The following is a 17,040-nucleotide window of genomic DNA, read 5'->3' as shown; positions in this document are numbered from 1 at the left end:
TCACCATGGGTAAAGGATGTTAAAAAGTGTTCACCATGTCCCCGAACACCTGTCTGCAATGTCCCCGGACCGTACACAGTGTGAGGGAGGGAGCAGTACAGAGCCGTCAGTTCCCCCTCCCCAACCCTCTCCCACAGCGTGAGGGAGGGAGTAGCATCACAGCGTCGCTGGGAAAAAGTGCAAAAAAAAGTCCCTGGCGTTAACCGAGGGACAAAGGAAGGAATCATTATTGCAGTAACCCAATACACCTGAACCGCATCACGAAAACGGTGGTGGCTCCTTCTTATCCTTAGTGCTGTTCTCAACGGCAATCGACACCGTGTCCGTCGCCGCCGTCACCGCCCAGCCCACCGGGCCACGCGCGGCGCTCATCGCGCCTTCTGCCAGCCCCGTCAGACCGCCGGTAAACACCTCACCCAGATTGCGCGCCTCACCGATATTATTAAACGTCGGCGCTAACACGGACTTCAGAATCGGGATATTCGACAACACCTTGCCGATCTCGCCCATTCCCCACTGGAAATTATCCTTATTGGTGCCGTCTTTGCGCACATGGGTATCACTGGTCTCCGGCAGATTGCCGTTATCCGGCAACATCTTCAGCCCCTGCTCGGCGATATCCTTCAACACCCCCGCTTCCGTACCGTGGCGCGCATCGCCGTCTTTGGTGATCCCTTCGATCTTCTCATTCTGAGAAACCTCACCGCGCTCACCGCCCTCATAATTGTTCAGCCCTTTGATGTTATTTAACACCCGGGCCATATTGTAGGCGGCATCGGCGCGACTCTCCGGGTCCTTGTTATCCTCCGTCCAGTCACCAAAACGCTCCTTCAGCTGATCGCGCTTGATATCTTTCTGGTCGCCAAGGTTCTTCAGCACCGGGTTATCGTTAATGATCTCCTCGGCACTGCGCGTATCCCCCGCCGGACGACCGGTCATATTGTCGTCGGTAGGTTTCACCGTCAGATCCTTCTCGCTGCTGGCATTCGCCACCGCGCCTTCACCATCACTGACCTCGCCCGTGGCGCCGCTCTCCGTCGGCGTGCACATCAGCTGCTCCGCACCGCCCGACTGCGCCAGCGCAGCCAACCCGACCAGCATCAGCACATCATCCAGCGACGTCCCTTCACTGCCGCCATAACTGATGGCATTGTTGCCGCCACAAGCGGTCTGCGATGCGCTGTTCAGGTTCGCCTGCGGACGCTGACCACCAATCTGCAGGTTATTCAGCACACCAGACTGAAGGGGGGAGAAACCTCCCCCGCTAATTAAGTTTGTCGCCATCAAAGCCTCCCCGGGTTATCAGACCTGAGACTGATTCTGTGACTGAGACTGTCCCTGCGCCTGGTTCTGGTTGCCGCCGCCGATCATCTGCATCAGCGCATTCAGCCCCGTCATCATCAGCACATTCTTCAGCAGACCGCCCAGCCCGCCAGACTGCTGGCTGTTATCACTACCGGTCGCGGCGGCATTATTGGTGCCATTACCGTTCGCTGGCGTCGATGTCGCACCATTGCCTGACTCGCTGTTACCCGACTGAATCCCCAGCAACTGCTGCAACATCTGCATCAGTTGCTGCAGCATATTATTGCTGTCGCCGGACGCTGCCTGATTACCGCCTGCCGCATTGCTGGCGTTCGCCGGGGTGGAGGTCGCACCGTTGCCGGTACTGTTATTGCCGGTCTGAATCCCCAGCATCTGCTGCAACATCTGCATCAACTGCTGCAGGATATTGTTATTGTCGCCGGAAGCGGACTGCGTACCCGACTGCTGCTGCGTCGGCTGCTGTGCCTGGCTCTGCTGCGCGTTGTTGCTGCCCGTCAGACCGCCCAGCAGTTGCTGCAGACCAAGCAGCATCACCAGTTTCTGGGCAAGAGAAGCCAGCCCACCACCGCTGCCGGACTGTGACTGATTAGTGCCGTTGGCTGCCGCATTCGCGCTGGTGCTGCCGTTAGTACTGCTGCTGTTACCGCCAAAAAACGAAGCCGCAGTACTGACGCCACCCGCCACATTCATCGCGCCGCTGGCAAACGACAGCGGGGATTTACCGCCAGTGCTGTTACCGTTCGGCATATCGACTTTGCCTGCGGCATTGCCCGCTGCGCCGCCAACAGGAGGGGTATCCACTTTACCAGCGGTCGTTGCAGCGCCACCAAAACCTGGAATCTTCATACAAGCTCCTCAGAGTAAACATAACCGTTTGAATGTTAGTGAGCGCCCCGATCCACAACCTTTACACTTACCAGCATTGCAGACCTGTATTTGCTTACATTTTGCTGACAAACAGAGCTGTTTTTCGGGTTTCATCTCGCCTGCTATGTGGCGAACGATGACGAAGAGTTCCAGAAAAAAGGAAAATTACTTAAGCATTCTGAATGCAATAAAACTTTCATCACCGCCGCGTAACACCCGCACAATCCACGCAACCATATGAATAAAATAAGCTTAGACAAAAACAGGTAGGGATATCCCTACACGCCACCAGCCGATCCCTACACAATAATCAGCCAAGACTGATAGCGAGACTGCACCCGCTTGAGTGAGAGTAAACCCCGATACGATTTTGTAATTTTTTACAACAGCGTTTACATCCAACCGCTTCACGATTGCTTCATACAGGATTGCCCTAACGCAACTGATAACGAATTAAGCGTTTTGTTAAGCCACTGGAGAATTTATGGTCGGTCTTATTGAGACTCAAATGCGCCGCAGTGTCGCCGCAGATGAGGAATACATGGATACCGCTCGCGGTGTGGCAGAGCCCGCCATCACCGCAACAGGAAATGCACCCGATCAGCAGGCCGATATCCATAACCATCTGCATAAAATCGTGCAAACCATCGCGCAGCTGAAAATCGATATTCTGCTTCAGGGCGAAACCGGCACCGGGAAAGACACTCTGGCGCGGCGGATTTACCAGCTGACGCCACAATCCGTTCTCCTCATGGGCCAACGGATAACAGCAATATCCAGCGCACTGTCGCGCTGCCGGAGAGTGCGACGCACGCCCTGCTCACCGGTATTTTCAGCCATGACCGCGAGGTGAGCACACAAGGGCGTGTCACGGAGCTGCAAACCGAACAGATGCGCGAACACGGTGGCCGCCTGTATCGCCTCAACGAACAGAATATGCGCTGGGAGCAGGTGGACAAAGACGAAGAGAAAAGCATCGGCAGCATGAGCAAACAGCCCAACGGCATGCTGTATGCCATTCACGATAAGAAGACGCTCAAAAACCTCTCCAGCGACAGCAAATCCGCCACCTTTAAAGAGAAAATCAGCGCGTACTGCACCAATACGCGCGGTGAAGCGTTGTTGCTGCTGACCGATGAAAAGACCAGCAAGCAGTCAGTGAAGCTGCTCAACAAACTGGACAGCAAAGCGGATAAACATATCAGCGTCAGCCTGAAGCAACAGCAGGGTGACAGCACGAGTGATTTCCATGCCACCGGGCTGGCGATTGATGGCAATCAGCTGTTTGCCATTGGCAGCAACGGCAAACTGTATAGCGGCACTGCGCCGGATGCCGAACATACCGACGTAATGATGCAGCAGAACGACACCATCAGCGCCGCGCTGAGGCAGCACCTCGGCGAGAAATTTAGCGTCGAAAGTCTGCTGCACCATGAAGATGGCCAGTTGCAGGCGGTGGTGAAAGATGAGAGCGATCAGCGCCATATCTGTTCTCTCGACAGCCACGGTGTACTGCAGCCACAGTGGAACCTGAGTGAAAGCCTGGTCATGGATCACCATGAAGGGCTGTTGCAGCCGCGTCCGCTGCCACAGGAAACCGTCGAACTGGGACGACTGGGCCGCCTGATCATTGATAACGGTAAAGTCAGCGCACTGAATAAAAACTCCCAGCGCTGGGAAGCCAGTTTCGAGAAAGCAGACAGCATCAAACGCGGTCAGGATGGCCAGGCCTACGTGCTGAATGACGGTCTGCCGTCGCGGGTCAAAGTGAGCCTGAAAAGCGACAAAATCGGCGGGGTGAACAACCAGTTTGTGATGCGGCAGACCAAAAGCAGTCTCTCGCTGGATGCGCCATTGCCGGGCTTTAACAAAGACAATAAAGCCATCGCCATCGCCCCGCTGGATGCGGAACGCCTGGTCGCGCTGAGCGAGGATGGCGAGCTGCAGTTTCATCACAATCAGGCGGGCAGTCGTCAACCAGAGAAACTGATGCGCACGCTGACCAAAGAGGGGATTGAAAACTATCATCCCCATGCCATGGATAAGGCCGCGGATGGTCAATCCGCAAAGGGAGACGGCAACACGCTGGTCGATATCGCCATGGACAAGCGCCAGACGCTGTATGTGCTGGATAAACAGGGCAAGCTTTACAGCATGCCGAAAGCGCAATGGCAGCAGGAAGCCAGCAGCGCGACACCGCCAAAATGGCAGGCGGTGACGTTGCCGGAGGGCATGAGCCCACTGGAGAAGCTGCATAATGGCGAAGAAGGGGAGCTGATGATCGCCGACCGGGGCGGACGCAGCGCCCTGCTGCTGCCGCAGGGCGAACAGCAGTGGCAGGTCAACCCCGACTACGATCCCAATACGCCGACGGAAGTGATCTCACCACGACGCGAAGATGAGCGCGCCCGCGTCCGTCTGAAAGATGCCAGCCACAGCTATAAGCTGGGTGGCGTGACCATCAAACAGGAAATCAACGTGATGGGCATGTCGGGCCGCGAGGGCAATCACATCAACAGCCGTCTGCGCGACCGCCTGCGTGCCCATCTGTTTAATCCGACACTGTCGACACCGCGCCCGATCAAAAATGCCGCTTACAACGTGCAGCATAACTGGCAGGGACGTGAAGGATTGCGCCCGGTGTATCAGCGCCAGACTGAACTGCATCAGCAGCTGAAAACCCTGACCAGCATGCTGGACGGGCAAACGCAGCGTACCGATCTGCATACCCGTCTGGCGGCACTGGAACACAGCGGCATTGATAAAACCCTGCTGGAAAATATGAAGCACTTTGCCGACAGCGTGGCCGACAGCTCGCGCCGTCATACTGCCCTGCTCGGCCAGTAGGCGGGCGCACTGAATGCTGACCGCACAGCAACGACCAACTTTAGCCCCTCGCGCCGCACCACTCTGACGCAGGCGATGAATCCGTGGAGTGACAGCGACAACCTGATTAGCGATCTCACCACCCTGTATCACCGCTATCCGCTGCGCGCGGAGAACGACAGCCATACCCTGATGCAGACTTTGCAGGATCAGGGCATGGTGGTGCGCCACCAGAAAGATCAGCTGCCGATGGGACGTCAGCGCGATCCTCATGACGATCTCGATCTGTCGAAATCGCGTCTGATCCTCGATGGTATGACAATGAGCCAGTTACACCAGCTGACCGATCGCATGGAGCAGCTGAGCAACAGCCAGCATCCCTCACCTGCCGCGCTGCGCCAGTTGCGCGAAGATTTCCGTACTCTGCGCGATCAAACCTATGGCGATGATCCGGTGCGTAAAGCCACCAGCCAGGGCTTTGTCAGCCATAAGCAGCTGGAAGCGTGCTACGACGCGATCAAGTCGATGACCAACGCCTTCAGCAAGGAGCATCACGGGCTGAATATGACCACCCGCACGGTGCTGAAAGCGAAAAGTCAGCAGGAGATGAGCGACCAGTTGCTGGAAACCATCAGCCAGCTGGAGTCGGGCGAGAATATGGGCTTTGGCCGCAACTATGGCGGCATGCTGACGCTGTCGGTGATCCCGGGTGGCGAAGTGATTGGTGTACCTGGCATTCGCGGCAACCTCGATCGCGCCTATAACGCCAGTTTCTCGCGCGGCGATACCGGCATCAATATTACCTTCAGCCGTAACGGCGGCGGCACCGGCACGGTGTTCGGCGCGGTGGGCTGGAACCCGCTGACGCAGGCGGAGGATTACAAAAATATCAAAGCGGATCTCGGTGCGCACCGCTCGCTGGCCCCCTCCGCACGCCTCAATATGATGGTGGCGATGGCACTGCAACGCCAGATGCAAAACAGCGTCACCTTCAGCATCAGTGAAGCGGATCTGGCCGAGTTTATGCAGGATCTGACCAGCGGCAGCCTCGCGCCGCAGCAGTTGCTGGATAAGGGCGTCAGCCACCGGGTGAAAAATGGCACCACGCTGACGTTCAATGTTGACGCCACCGGCATTGCCATGGCGGGCGGCGGTATCACCATGCCGACCAAAGGAGAAGACGCCAAACAAAACCCGCTGACCATCCGCGCCACGGCGATTGTGCAGGGCATGATTAACGTGCTGTCGAAACAGAGTGAACACAGCGTGACGCACAGTGAGGCCGGAGACAGCCTGAGCGACAGTAATAACCGGGTGCGTTTCCTCAACTCGGCGGGTGCCAGCGCCGGCATCGGTGGTGGCCTCGGGATTACCGCCAACGCCGCCACCAAACTGCGTATTCCGCTGTTCGGCATCAGCAATACCAGCATTCAGGCCAGTATCGAAAACCGTACTAAACAGAATATGAGCCTCGACCTGGCGAAAGCCGAGGGCGTGGAAAAATATCAGCTGGATAAGCTGATCGAGCAGATCGGCTTTAACTTCGATGACGCCAGACTCAATGCGCTGGTACAGGAGCTGAAAGATGCCGATAAAGCGCCGAAAAAGCCGGAAAACAAGCTGCCACCGACGGTAAAAGCCGAGAAAGAGCGCAGCCTGCAACAGCACGCCGCCGACCTCGATGTCAATGAAGAGGGTATCCCGCACATTATCCACGGCCAGCGGGCGATACGGCCAAAAGAGCGTGAAGCGCTGCGAAAACTGGAAAAAGCGCAGCTTGATTCACTGAATACGCCTGCGGCGGCCTCCGGCAGCTCTTCCAGCGCAGAGAGCGAGGACAAACTGAATACGTATCAGATGGATGAGAAGCAGGCCGTGAAACTGAAACTGGACAAGCTGACTGCTCATCTGCTGACCCTGACGCCCGCCAATAATGGTCAGTATGCGGTGATTAACACCGCCAGACAGCTGAAGCTGCAACAGCAGGCGGCCGCGCTGAACTGCCAGCAACTGAACAGCGCCGAGTACAGCAGCAGCTACAGCAATCTGCGCAATATTGACCACGAGGACATGATGCATGTGCTGCACAATCTGGTGGCCAGCGAACTGCCGCCGAGCAATGCCGAGCGCATCAGCCGTTTTATGGCGGAAAAACCGATGCTGAAAGAGGTGGTCAGGGAACTGCAGAAGCATGCCGATACCCAGGCCACGGTGACGCTGGAAATGAAAGACGGCAAGAAATTTGAAATGCAGCAGAAGTGGCTGGATCACGCCACGCAACCGGAAGAGATCCAGGCCTTGCTGAAAGACAGCAACAATCTGCGCGTGAAATCGATCGCCTTTACCGAGACCACCAATAAACCGGAAGGGATCAACCTGCCGCTGTTTGTCGCCGGGGGATCGAGTTCGGCGAACGTCAATATGACGCGCAATCTCGGCAAAATTAACTTCAGTTACGGCGAAAACCAGGAAACACCGAATTCATTCTCGCTGGAAGGGGAAATCGCCTGGGCCAGTGACGATGTGGTGAATGCAATGACCAATGCCGAAGTACAGGATAAGCGCGGCGTGGTGTAGCCAGCGTCCGTCGTGACTCGGGAGGGGCGCGGTATGGCGGAATACATGGCCGGATGCAGGTATACGTAGCATGGTTTACCCGGCCTGACAGCGCAGCGCCAGAACACAATGTGGATTGAGAGGAAAATGATGACGATGCCACAACAACAGTTACAACGGCTGCTGGATGAGTTCTCCCGCAGCCACGGGATTGCACTGAAGCTGGAGAACGGGGTGTGTGCGTTGCAGGATACTCAGGGTCAGGAAGCGCTGGTACTGGAGTTGCCGCCGGGCAGCGATGCGCTGCTGCTGCACTGCCAGCTGTTTCCGATGTCGGCGTATGGCGAGAAGCTGACCGCATGGCGGCTGATGATGACACTGAACTTTGAAATCAACGCCATGCGCGGCTGCTGGCTGGCGCTGGATGAAGAGGAACAGGTGCGGTTGTGCAACCAGCAGACGCTGGCCACGCTGGACAGCGTCAGTTTTAACGATACCTTGCTGGCCTTTATGCAGCAGGCACGCGAAGCACGGGTGTTGCTGCTGGAGATGTTTGCGGCGTTGTAATCCGCTGATGGGGGAAGAGATTCCCCCTCTCTAACGTATTCCCCTCACTCCTCCCGCATCTCAATCACCTCATCAAGATAGTGATCCTCCAGCTCACGCAGCAGGCGGTATACCTGTGCGACGGCCGTTAATGTTTCGCGCGGAATATACGCCCCTTCCTTCGTCGTGCGGTACAGCGTGCGCGTCAGCCAGACGAAGCGAATCACCGGCATCTTCTTACGCTGTGCCTGTTCAATCAGTGAACGCGCCTCGTCGTCGCTGGCTTTAAACAGCAGACGCGGCAGCGGTGTTTCCCCCGGGCGATAGTACAATCCCACCGCAAAGTGCGTCGGGTTCACCAGCAGCATATCCGCCTCTTCCACTGCCACCTGACGTGGCGCGGCGGGTTCTTCATGCAGGATCTCCTGCGCCACCTGGCGGCGATGCCCTTTCATATGCGGGTCGCCTTCGCTCTGTTTAAACTCGTTTTTAATATCGTCGTGGCTCATGCGCTGCTGCTTCAGGAAGAAGTATTTCTGCAGGCCAAAGTCCAGCAGGCTGAGCGCCAGCATCACCAGCAGCACCCGACGCGCCACCTTGATAAACAGCGCCATTACTCCCTGCCAGAAGCCATCCAGCGTGCCCAGCGCCAGCTGTGCCAGTGCAGGCAGCTCCGGCATAATCGCCTGCCAGACGATCAGACCAATAATCACCGCCTTAATGATGCTGGTCAGCAACTGCGTTAACTGGCGCGCCGAGAAGATGTTTTTGAAATGGTTAACCGGATTCAGCGTCTCCAGTTTCGGCATCATCGCTTCCACCGCAAACAGCGGGCCAAACTGTACCCAGCCGCCGAGAATACGCAACACCACCACCAGCGCAAAGATCATCTCCAGCACACCAATACAGATCAGCAGTTTCGGGATATCCTGGCTCTGACTCACCTGCCCTTTCTTGCGTGACTCCTGCAATTTTTGCGGTGTGGCGTCTTCCGTTTTTTCACTCACGGCGTACTCCCTTTACCGTCCACCAGCGTCGGCAGAATATGGATCAGATCGCGCAGATCGTAGAGACGCTCACCCGCCAGATGTTCCAGCAGCGGCAGATAGAAAACAAAGAACAGCATCCCCAGCAGGCATTTCAGCGGGATCGCCAGCGCCGTCGCCTGTAATTGCGGGCTGTAGATACTCATAATGCCGATGCCGAAATCGATCATCAGCATAATCGCCACCAGTGGTCCGGCGTACAGCACCATATCGCTGAAGGCCTCGCCGAGCAGTTTCAGGTAGACCTGGAAACCCGCTTCACTGGGGAAAGGCATCCATTCGCTGGCGGGCCACAGCTGGTAACTGTCCCAAATCAGCTGCGTGATGGTGGGTAAACCAAGACCAATAATCAGCAGCAGGATCATCGACTGCTGCATCAGCTTGCCAAGCGGCGTGACATCCGGCCCCAGCTGCGGGTTGATTTGCCCGCCCATCAGCGCCCCGCGCTGGTTATCAAACAAGCCGCCGACCGACTCATACATCCAGAATGGCATCGCCAGCAGTAAACCAATCAGTACGCCGATCAGTATCTCTTTCAGTATCAGCCCGGTCAGGGTCAGCATATCCGGCTGCAACTGGTCGATTTCCGGTTTAATCGCCGGGGCGATAAACAGCGACAGCGCCACCACAATCGCGGTGCGCATCACGCCTTTTACCACGCTGAAGGAGAACACCGGCGTTAACAACAGGCAGGGAAAAATGCGCGCCATCGCCAGTGCCAGCGCGAGGATGGCGTGAAAGGTATCGGTAAGCGGCGCGCCGATCAGCATCAGGCATCCACCGCCGACATCATGGCAAATGCCGCCTGCGCCAGCTGCATCAGTTGGACGCCGATCCAGCGCCCGGTCAGCGCCAGCGTGACGCCCACCGCCACCAGCTTAATGCCGAACGGCAGGGTCTGATCCTGCAACTGCATCGCCGCCTGCAGCAGCGAAATCACCACGCCCACCAGCACCGCCACCACCAGCGGCGGCGCCGAAAGCAGCACCACCAGCAGCATCGCCTGACGAAAAAGGGTCAGAATTTCCATGGCGTCCTCACAGGTAACTGTAAAACAGGCCGTCGAGCAGCCGCGTCCAGCCGCTGATCAATACGAACAGCAGGATCTTCAGCGGCAGCGACACCGTCATTGGCGACACCATCTGCATCCCCAGCGCCAGCAGTACGTTAGAGACGATCAGATCCACCACGATAAACGGAATAAAGATCAGGAAGCCGATCTTAAAACCACTCTGCAGCTCCGACAGCACAAACGCCGGGATCGCCAGCAGCATATTGTCCGGCTGCACACTGCTCGCCATCTCCTTTGGCCAGACACGTTGCGTGTTCTCCTGCAGATGACTGAGGATGTCGGGATCGGTGTTGTGGGTCATAAATTTTTTCAGCGGATCGATGCCATTACCCAGCGTATATTCCAGTCGCTCCATCGAACTGAAATCGATCGGCAGCGCTTTCAGCCGCTGCGTCATATCGCTGAACACCGGCGCCATAATGAACAGCGTTGCCGCCAGCGCAATGCCGTTCAGCGCCATGGTCGGCGGCACCTGCTGCACGCCCATGGCATTGCGCGTCAGCTGCAATACCATCGAAATTTTGAGAAAGCTGGTGCAGATAATCATCATCATCGGCAACAGCGACAGGGCGCCAAGAAACAGCGCCAGCATGATTGGATTGATGGCTCCCATTTCCATGGCGTATTACCTGTCGCCACCCAGTGGATTGGCCGCCCCCGGCAGCATATGGGTAATCTGCAGTCCCAGCCGTCCTTCGACATCGACCAGCTCCCCTTTCGCCAGCGGGAAATCGCCGTGACAGAGGATTGCTTCACCCGGCTGCACATGCTCAACAATCAGGGTTGACCCGACGCTCAGGCGGCTCAGCTCACCCAGCGTCAGTTTCAGATGACCGCAGCGCAGCGTTAATGCCAGCGGCAGAGGGTCAAACGCCGTCGCTTCACGCTGGGGTGCATCATTCCACTGCTCTTCCGGCTGTGTCAGCCCATCCATCGCATAATCATCAGGGGTCAAATTCACGTCAGTGGTCTCCAAATCGGTAATATAAAAATGGGCGCTACGCCCCGCCTCACTCACCAGCTCGCCCTGCAGACTCAGCCGGGCAATGCGCAGCACGCCGCTGCCGTCGGGGGAGAAGTGAGTGGTGACAGGTAAAATCACATCGTTGCGCCGCAAGGTACGAAGCTGTTCCAGGGAGAAGGACAGCGCTCCCAGCGTGAACGGCAACGTGAGCGCCAGCTGTTCCGCTGGCGGCGGTGTCACCGGCTGCCAGCCGGCTTTATTCAGTAACAACGAGAGGGTATTCAGCGACAGCCACAAGCCGTTGTCATCGGGCGGAGTCTCCTGCCATTTCAGCTGACCAAACAGGTGGCGCAGCTCTTCGCTCAGCGACTGGCTGAACAACGGCCAGTACCAGCTCTCTTCTGCCTGCTCAGGCGGTAACAGCGGGCAGGCCGACATCAGGCTGCAGACCGCTTCCGCCTGCGTCAGATGCAGTACACCGAGGTCGCAGGCCAGCGGCTGGGTGGCCGAGCGCGGGGCGTGTTCCGTCGCCAGGCTCAGCTGCAGCCAGCCTGCGGCATCATTTAACCGATAGGGAAAACGCCAGCCCGCGCCGATCTGCTGGCGCAGACGCGCTTCATGCTGACTCTGGCGACGCAGCAGCAAGGGTTTCATGCCATCCCTCCCCGCTGTTCAAAGCGCAGACGCACCTGGCAGGCCATCCGCCGCCGCAACGACTCGCGGCAGCGCTCATGATGCGGTGCCAGCATCGCCAGCGCCTGCGGGGCGAAACGCAGGCTGATATCCCAGCCGCTGCCCGCTGCCGATCCGGCGATACGTGCATCCACTTCGCCCAGTTTCGGCAGCAACAGCGTCAGCGACAGCGGACCGCTGGGCTGCTTTTCCACCGCGCCTGTCAGTGTCGGTTCCAGCTGATGCCAGATCGCCATCGGTGATGCGCCGCCTGAGGGCGTTTTCTCGACCGACGCGGGTAAACCGGCAAAGCCGCTAAATGCAGAGCCGCCCATCAGCGGTAACGGTTTACTGTCACCGTCCAGTAGCTGGCTGAACAGCGACGCTTCCTGATACGCCGGTTCGCTCGCGGCTTTACGTTTTAACTGCGGCGTATCGGCGGATGACGAAGCACGCTCGCGCGTGGCTGCCCGGCGTGGTTTATCGTGTGGCTGGGCTTCCGGCTGTTTTGTCAGCGGCGGAGTCTGCGGGCGGCGTTGTGCTGCCGTGTCACGTGGTGGCGGTGTACTCTGCCGCTCCTGGGTCTTTTCCGCCTGACGGCTCTGCTGCTGTTTGTTCTGCTGTAGCGTGCTGGCGGCACGCTGTGCCTGTTGCTGTAATGGATTCATCGCAACGCCTCGCTTTCCTGCATCAGATATTCCAGCTTCTCCACGTCACGCTGACGCGCGCGGGTTTCCTGCTGCGCCTGGTGCAGCCGCTGCTGCTGCTCGCTCTGCTGTTGCTGACAGCGTGTCAGTTCACGTTTCTGTCCCAGCAGTGCGTCACTCGCCTGACGCTCGTGATCCAGCCCTTGCATCAGTTGCTCCTGTTTACGCCTGCCCGCCGCAAAACCGTCGCGCAGTTGCTGATACTGCTGCTGGCAGACGCCCAGCTGCTGCTGTGCGGCCTCATGCTGTTCTCCGGCAGCGCGCAGCGCCTGCTCCTCCTCACGCTGCTGCCGCTCACTGCGGTTCAGCCGCTGGCGGCGAATCGGCAGCAGCAGTGCGAAGGTCTTCTGCAGTTCTTCTGCGGCAGAGGTTTCGATGATGTCCGCTTCCACACTAATGCGACGGCGCATAGCGGCTTACCTCCGACAGTTGCTGCAGGGTGTCGTCATAGTGGCTGGGCGCGTGATTTGCCTGACGCAGATAACCGTTAATCACCTCCTGCGCCTCCACTGCCGCATCGGTCATCGCATCGTGGCCCGGCTGGTACTCGCCAAGGCGGATCAGCATCTCCACCTGCTGCCAGGCAGACATCATGCGGCGCAGCTGGGTGGCTTCGTGGATATGCTCGCGCGTGGCGACATTGCTCATGGTACGGCTCAGACTGGCCAGCACGTCGATGGCCGGATAGTGACCGCGCTCAGCCAGCTTGCGCGTCAGGACGATATGACCGTCAATCAGCGATCGCACTTCGTCGGCGACGGGATCATTCATCGAGTCAGCTTCGATCAGCACTGAGTAGAGTGCGGTAATCGATCCGCGCGTGGTTTGCCCGGCGCGTTCCAGCAGTGTCGGTAGCAGGGTATAGACCGAGGGCGGCAGACCGCCGCGCCCTGGCGGTTCGCCCAGTGCCAGGCCGATTTCACGCTGGGCGCGGGCAAAACGGGTCAGCGAGTCGAGGATCAGCAGCACGCTTTTTCCCTGATCGCGCCAGGCTTCGGCAATCGCCGTGGCGGTAAAGGCAGCACGCGCACGCTCCATACTGCTGCGATCGGACGTGGCGCAGATCAGCACGGTACGACGGCGCAGCTCCTCATCCAGTTCATGATCGAGAAACTCGCGCAGCTCACGACCACGCTCACCAATCAGACCAAACACAATCACATCACAGGGTGTATTACGCGCCAGCTCTGCCAGCAGCGTGGTTTTACCGCAGCCCGCGCCGGCAAACACACCGACACGCTGGCCGAGTCCCAGCGTCAGCAGGCCATCAATGGCACGAATGCCGGTCGGCAATGGCGTATCGATACGCGGGCGCTCTGTCGGTGGCGGCGCATCGCCCAGCACGCTGGTGGCATTTGCCACGCTGCCCGGCATGGCAAATGCGCCTGTGCTGTCGGCGGTAATCGGCCGGCCAAAACCATCCAGTACGCTGTCCAGCAACTGGTCAGAAACCACGATACTGTGTGGCAGAAACAGCGGTTCGACACGCGCCCCCTGAGCAATGCCATCCAGCTGCCCCAGTGCTGACAGCAGCGTATGTTGCGGGTTAAAGCCGACCACTTCCGCCAGCACGCTGCTGCTGTCGTCGCGTTCCACCCGGCACAAATCGCCAATGCGCGCGCGCGGTAAGCTGCTCTCCAGCAGGATGCCGTTAATACCGGTAATGCGGCCAAAGGCGCTGACCGGGGCAAAACCCGCCAGTCGCTGCTGTTGCTGGCTGAACCAGCTGTCCAGTGTCGCCGTCATTACCAGCTCACCTTAATGTTGTCGCGCCCGCTGAATTCAATGCGGTTATCAGTGATCGCCACCAGCCGCAGGTCGTCAATCTGGTCGCCAATAAACAGCCGCTGGCCCTCTTCGGTCACGATATTGGCACGCTTGCCGGTGGTGATTTGCACGATGCGGAACGGCAGTTCCAGCTTCAGCGCGCGCACCTGATTGTCCAGCGGCAGTGCCGTCATATAGTCGCTGTTGAAGCGGCTCAGCATGCGGCTAAACACCTGCATCTGCTCTTTATTCAGCTGGCCTTTCAGCACCACTTTTTTCTCTTCGGCCACCACGCTGACCACGGAAGCCAGATCGCGCTCACGCAGCATGGTCAGCAGCGGCGTGCGGATTTCGCTGGCGTTATCGAGGTGCTGACGACCCGAGCTGCTAACGCCGGTTTGCGCCACCGTAGGCTGCAGGATCCAGCTCACCACGGTGAAGGTGAGCAACAACAGCAGACTGAAAGATAACGCGCTGATCCAGCGCGGGAAGCCGCCTTTGCGCACGGCAGGAGTGGCAGGCTGGGCGGGCGCGGCCTGCTGCTCTGCAGGCGGTGTATCTGTCGTGACCGCTGCCGGTGGTGTAAACGCCGACCAGGCCGCTTCCGCCGCCATCACGCACAGCCAGGCCTCACCCACCGCAAAGGCTTCGCCTGCGGTCACAGGCACGCTGTCACCCTGCGGCAGGTTTTCCAGTCGCCAGTGCTCACCTTCGCGGTGCAGACGGCAGTGCTGCTCCGCCACCCCGGCGTCACTCAGCAACAGGTCAGCGTCCTGCGCCTGACCAATCAACCAGCTGTCGCCAAAGAGTGGCAACGCCGCGCCCAAATGAAGGCCGGACAGCACGCGCAGTTCGAACATCATTAACTCTCCCAGGTGGTCAGCGCGTAAACGTTGGGATCGAGATCGAGCCGACCCAGCACATTCACCGCCAGATTAGGTTGCAACTCGGCAAACGACAGCACCGGTACGTTGTGATACTCCTCGGCAATCAGGCTGCGCATCGGGCTGCGCAGATCCTGCGCCACCAGCAGCACCGACTGCTGACTGCTGTCCGTGGTAAACGCCCGCCCCACTTCACCGAGGATGGCGCTGACCTGTTCCTGCATCAGCGCAAAAAAGATATCGTTCTGGGTCTGGCGCAACGCATCACGCAGCTGCTCTTCCAGTTCCGGCGTCAGCAGCCAGACATGCAGACCATCAGCCTGTGCATACTGGTGGCAGAGGTGATTTTTCAGGGTGATACGCACCTGGTCGGTCAGCAGATGGACATCGCGCTCATGCTGGCCGTGCTCAATTAACGCTTCGGCAATGGCGCGTACCGAACGCAGCGGAATACGTTCCGCCACCAGTTTCTGCAATACACTGGAGAAGCGGGTCAGCGGCATCACACGCTGCAGTTCCTGCGACAGTTCCGGCTGCTCCGCTTCCAGCCAGCCCATCAGCGCGCGCGTCTCCTGCAGGCCGATAAAATGCGGACTGCTGGCGTGGATGGCATTTTCCATCCGGCGTACCAGCAGCTGGCGTGCCGTCCAGCGTTCCACCTCGTCGTTCTGCAGCAGCGGATGATCCGGCGGCAGCCAGATCAGATCCTGCTCGCGACGGCGCTCATCGCCTTCGATCACTCCTTCACGATCCGCGTCAGCGTTCTGTTCCAGCCAGCTGCGTTTGACGGCCAGCAGCGCGGTATTGAAGCTGCCAGCCACTTTCGGGATTTCGTACACCGAGAAGCGGAATTCATCCTCCTGCTGCTGTTCAGAAAACTCGATATCAAACGCCGGTAAGGTAAAGCCAAAGTGATAGACGATACGGTTACGCAGACGGCGGATCTCCTGCTCCAGCTCCAGCGTTTCCGGGTTGCCGCGGCTGGCGGCCGGGAAGTTGATCAGATACGGACGCGTGGGGTTGAACTGGCGCAGATCTTCGCGGCCATTCAGTTCCGGTGGGATCACTTCGTTTTCCATCTGCGGCTGCGCCAGCGTCAGTTCCTGGCGCACGCGCCACAGCTGGAAACCACCGCTGATCATCGTCAGCGCCGCCAGCAACAGGAATACCCCGGTCGGCATCCCTGGCAGCAGGGCAAATCCCACCATGCCAACGGAGGACAGAATCCAGGCCTTCGGCTGGCTGGTGAGCTGTTCGGCGATCTCACGGCCAATATTGTTATCGCTGGTTTGCTCGTTATCCGATGAGACGCGGGTAATGATCATCCCGGCGGTCAGCGAGATCAGCAGCGCCGGGATCTGGGCGATCAGACCGTCACCAATGGTGAGGATCGAGTAGACATGCATCGCTTCGCCCGCCGGCATATCCAGCTGCAACACGCCGATACTGAAGCCACCAATCAGGTTGATAAACAGGATCACCAGCCCGGCGATGGCGTCACCTTTAACAAACTTCATCGCCCCGTCCATCGCGCCAAACAGCTGGCTCTCTTTCGCCAGTTCGTTACGGCGTGTTTTCGCCTGGTACACATCGATCATCCCGGCACGCAGATCGCTGTCGATCGACATCTGTTTGCCTGGCATGGCATCCAGCGTGAAGCGCGCCGCCACTTCCGCCACGCGCTCGGAGCCTTTGGTAATCACCAGAAAATTCACCACAGTGAGGATCAGGAACATCGCGAATTCAGATAATAAGTGCAACGCTTGGTCATGTGGATGGAGGGACGGTTAGCTACCGATAAGCTATC

At 58.5% G+C, this 17,040-nt stretch carries 14 protein-coding genes and 2 pseudogenes; 4 read left to right on the top strand and 12 right to left on the bottom strand.

Features of this window, described 5'->3' with window-relative positions; translation table 11 throughout:
* Positions 1–258: 258 nt before the first annotated feature.
* Positions 259–1,284, bottom strand: coding sequence for a hypothetical protein (locus ACSZO1_RS16620; RefSeq protein ID WP_437614535.1), 1,026 nt, complete (start codon positions 1,282–1,284; stop codon positions 259–261).
* Between the two features lie 18 nt (positions 1,285–1,302).
* Positions 1,303–2,172, bottom strand: coding sequence for a hypothetical protein (locus tag ACSZO1_RS16615; RefSeq protein ID WP_437614533.1), 870 nt, complete (start codon positions 2,170–2,172; stop codon positions 1,303–1,305).
* A 505-nt stretch (positions 2,173–2,677) separates the two neighbouring features.
* On the opposite strand from ACSZO1_RS16615, the gene ACSZO1_RS16610 reads away from it, so the two are divergent.
* The 4 genes and pseudogenes from ACSZO1_RS16610 to ACSZO1_RS16595 all read left to right on the top strand — a co-directional run bounded on the left by ACSZO1_RS16610 (position 2,678) and on the right by ACSZO1_RS16595 (position 8,142).
* Entirely contained in the window at positions 2,678–3,046 is a 369-nt protein-coding gene (locus ACSZO1_RS16610) for a sigma 54-interacting transcriptional regulator (RefSeq protein WP_437614531.1), read from the top strand.
* Positions 2,932–6,633, top strand: a pseudogene (locus ACSZO1_RS16605) (AvrE-family type 3 secretion system effector); the annotation flags it as partial. The gene ACSZO1_RS16610 and the pseudogene ACSZO1_RS16605, both read left to right, overlap by 115 nt.
* Positions 6,634–6,876: 243 nt before the next feature.
* Positions 6,877–7,596 carry an AvrE-family type 3 secretion system effector gene (locus ACSZO1_RS16600; protein WP_437614537.1) on the top strand — a complete coding sequence of 240 codons (720 nt, stop codon included), beginning with the start codon at positions 6,877–6,879 and terminating at the stop codon, positions 7,594–7,596.
* 135 nt (positions 7,597–7,731) lie between these two features.
* Positions 7,732–8,142: a type III secretion system chaperone gene (locus ACSZO1_RS16595; protein WP_437614529.1), complete on the top strand. Its 411-nt coding sequence runs from the start codon at positions 7,732–7,734 to the stop codon at positions 8,140–8,142.
* 44 nt (positions 8,143–8,186) lie between these two features.
* Here ACSZO1_RS16595 and ACSZO1_RS16590 read toward each other — a convergent pair whose 3' ends face one another.
* The 10 genes and pseudogenes from ACSZO1_RS16590 to ACSZO1_RS16545 all read right to left on the bottom strand — a co-directional run.
* On the bottom strand, positions 8,187–9,128 hold the full coding sequence (locus tag ACSZO1_RS16590; RefSeq protein WP_437614527.1) for an EscU/YscU/HrcU family type III secretion system export apparatus switch protein: 942 nt from the start codon (positions 9,126–9,128) through the stop codon (positions 8,187–8,189).
* A complete protein-coding gene (gene sctT, locus ACSZO1_RS16585) occupies positions 9,125–9,937 on the bottom strand; it encodes a type III secretion system export apparatus subunit SctT (RefSeq protein WP_437614525.1) in 813 nt (270 codons plus the stop codon). The genes ACSZO1_RS16590 and sctT overlap by 4 nt, the downstream gene beginning before the upstream one ends.
* Positions 9,937–10,197 carry a type III secretion system export apparatus subunit SctS gene (gene sctS / locus ACSZO1_RS16580; RefSeq protein WP_437614523.1) on the bottom strand — a complete coding sequence of 87 codons (261 nt, stop codon included), beginning with the start codon at positions 10,195–10,197 and terminating at the stop codon, positions 9,937–9,939. Before sctS ends, sctT begins: the two co-directional genes overlap by 1 nt.
* Before the next feature lie 7 nt (positions 10,198–10,204).
* The gene (sctR, locus tag ACSZO1_RS16575; protein ID WP_437614521.1) at positions 10,205–10,858 is read right to left on the bottom strand and encodes a type III secretion system export apparatus subunit SctR; all 654 of its coding nucleotides are present in this window, start codon (positions 10,856–10,858) and stop codon (positions 10,205–10,207) included.
* A 6-nt stretch (positions 10,859–10,864) separates the two neighbouring features.
* The gene (locus ACSZO1_RS16570; RefSeq protein WP_437614519.1) at positions 10,865–11,857 is read right to left on the bottom strand and encodes a FliM/FliN family flagellar motor switch protein; all 993 of its coding nucleotides are present in this window, start codon (positions 11,855–11,857) and stop codon (positions 10,865–10,867) included.
* Complete coding sequence (locus ACSZO1_RS16565) at positions 11,854–12,543, bottom strand: type III secretion system HrpP C-terminal domain-containing protein (RefSeq protein WP_437614517.1); 690 nt, start codon at positions 12,541–12,543, stop codon at positions 11,854–11,856. The genes ACSZO1_RS16570 and ACSZO1_RS16565 overlap by 4 nt, the downstream gene beginning before the upstream one ends.
* Positions 12,540–12,992 (bottom strand): type III secretion protein, encoded by a 453-nt coding sequence (locus ACSZO1_RS16560; protein ID WP_437614515.1) that lies wholly within the window; start codon positions 12,990–12,992, stop codon positions 12,540–12,542. The genes ACSZO1_RS16565 and ACSZO1_RS16560 overlap by 4 nt, the downstream gene beginning before the upstream one ends.
* Positions 12,976–14,328, bottom strand: coding sequence for a type III secretion system ATPase SctN (sctN, locus tag ACSZO1_RS16555; protein WP_437614513.1), 1,353 nt, complete (start codon positions 14,326–14,328; stop codon positions 12,976–12,978). Before sctN ends, ACSZO1_RS16560 begins: the two co-directional genes overlap by 17 nt.
* Entirely contained in the window at positions 14,328–15,212 is an 885-nt protein-coding gene (locus ACSZO1_RS16550) for an FHA domain-containing protein (protein ID WP_437614511.1), read from the bottom strand. The genes sctN and ACSZO1_RS16550 overlap by 1 nt, the downstream gene beginning before the upstream one ends.
* Positions 15,212–16,969, bottom strand: a pseudogene (locus tag ACSZO1_RS16545) (FHIPEP family type III secretion protein); the annotation flags it as partial. The pseudogene ACSZO1_RS16545 and the gene ACSZO1_RS16550, both read right to left, overlap by 1 nt.
* Positions 16,970–17,040: the final 71 nt, after the last annotated feature.

The sequence above is a fragment of the Erwinia sp. V71 genome, from assembly GCF_965644245.1.
In the GTDB taxonomy this organism is placed as follows: domain Bacteria; phylum Pseudomonadota; class Gammaproteobacteria; order Enterobacterales; family Enterobacteriaceae; genus Erwinia.
Note: the sequence above shows the minus strand (reverse complement) of the source record. Positions and strands in the feature narration are given on the sequence as shown.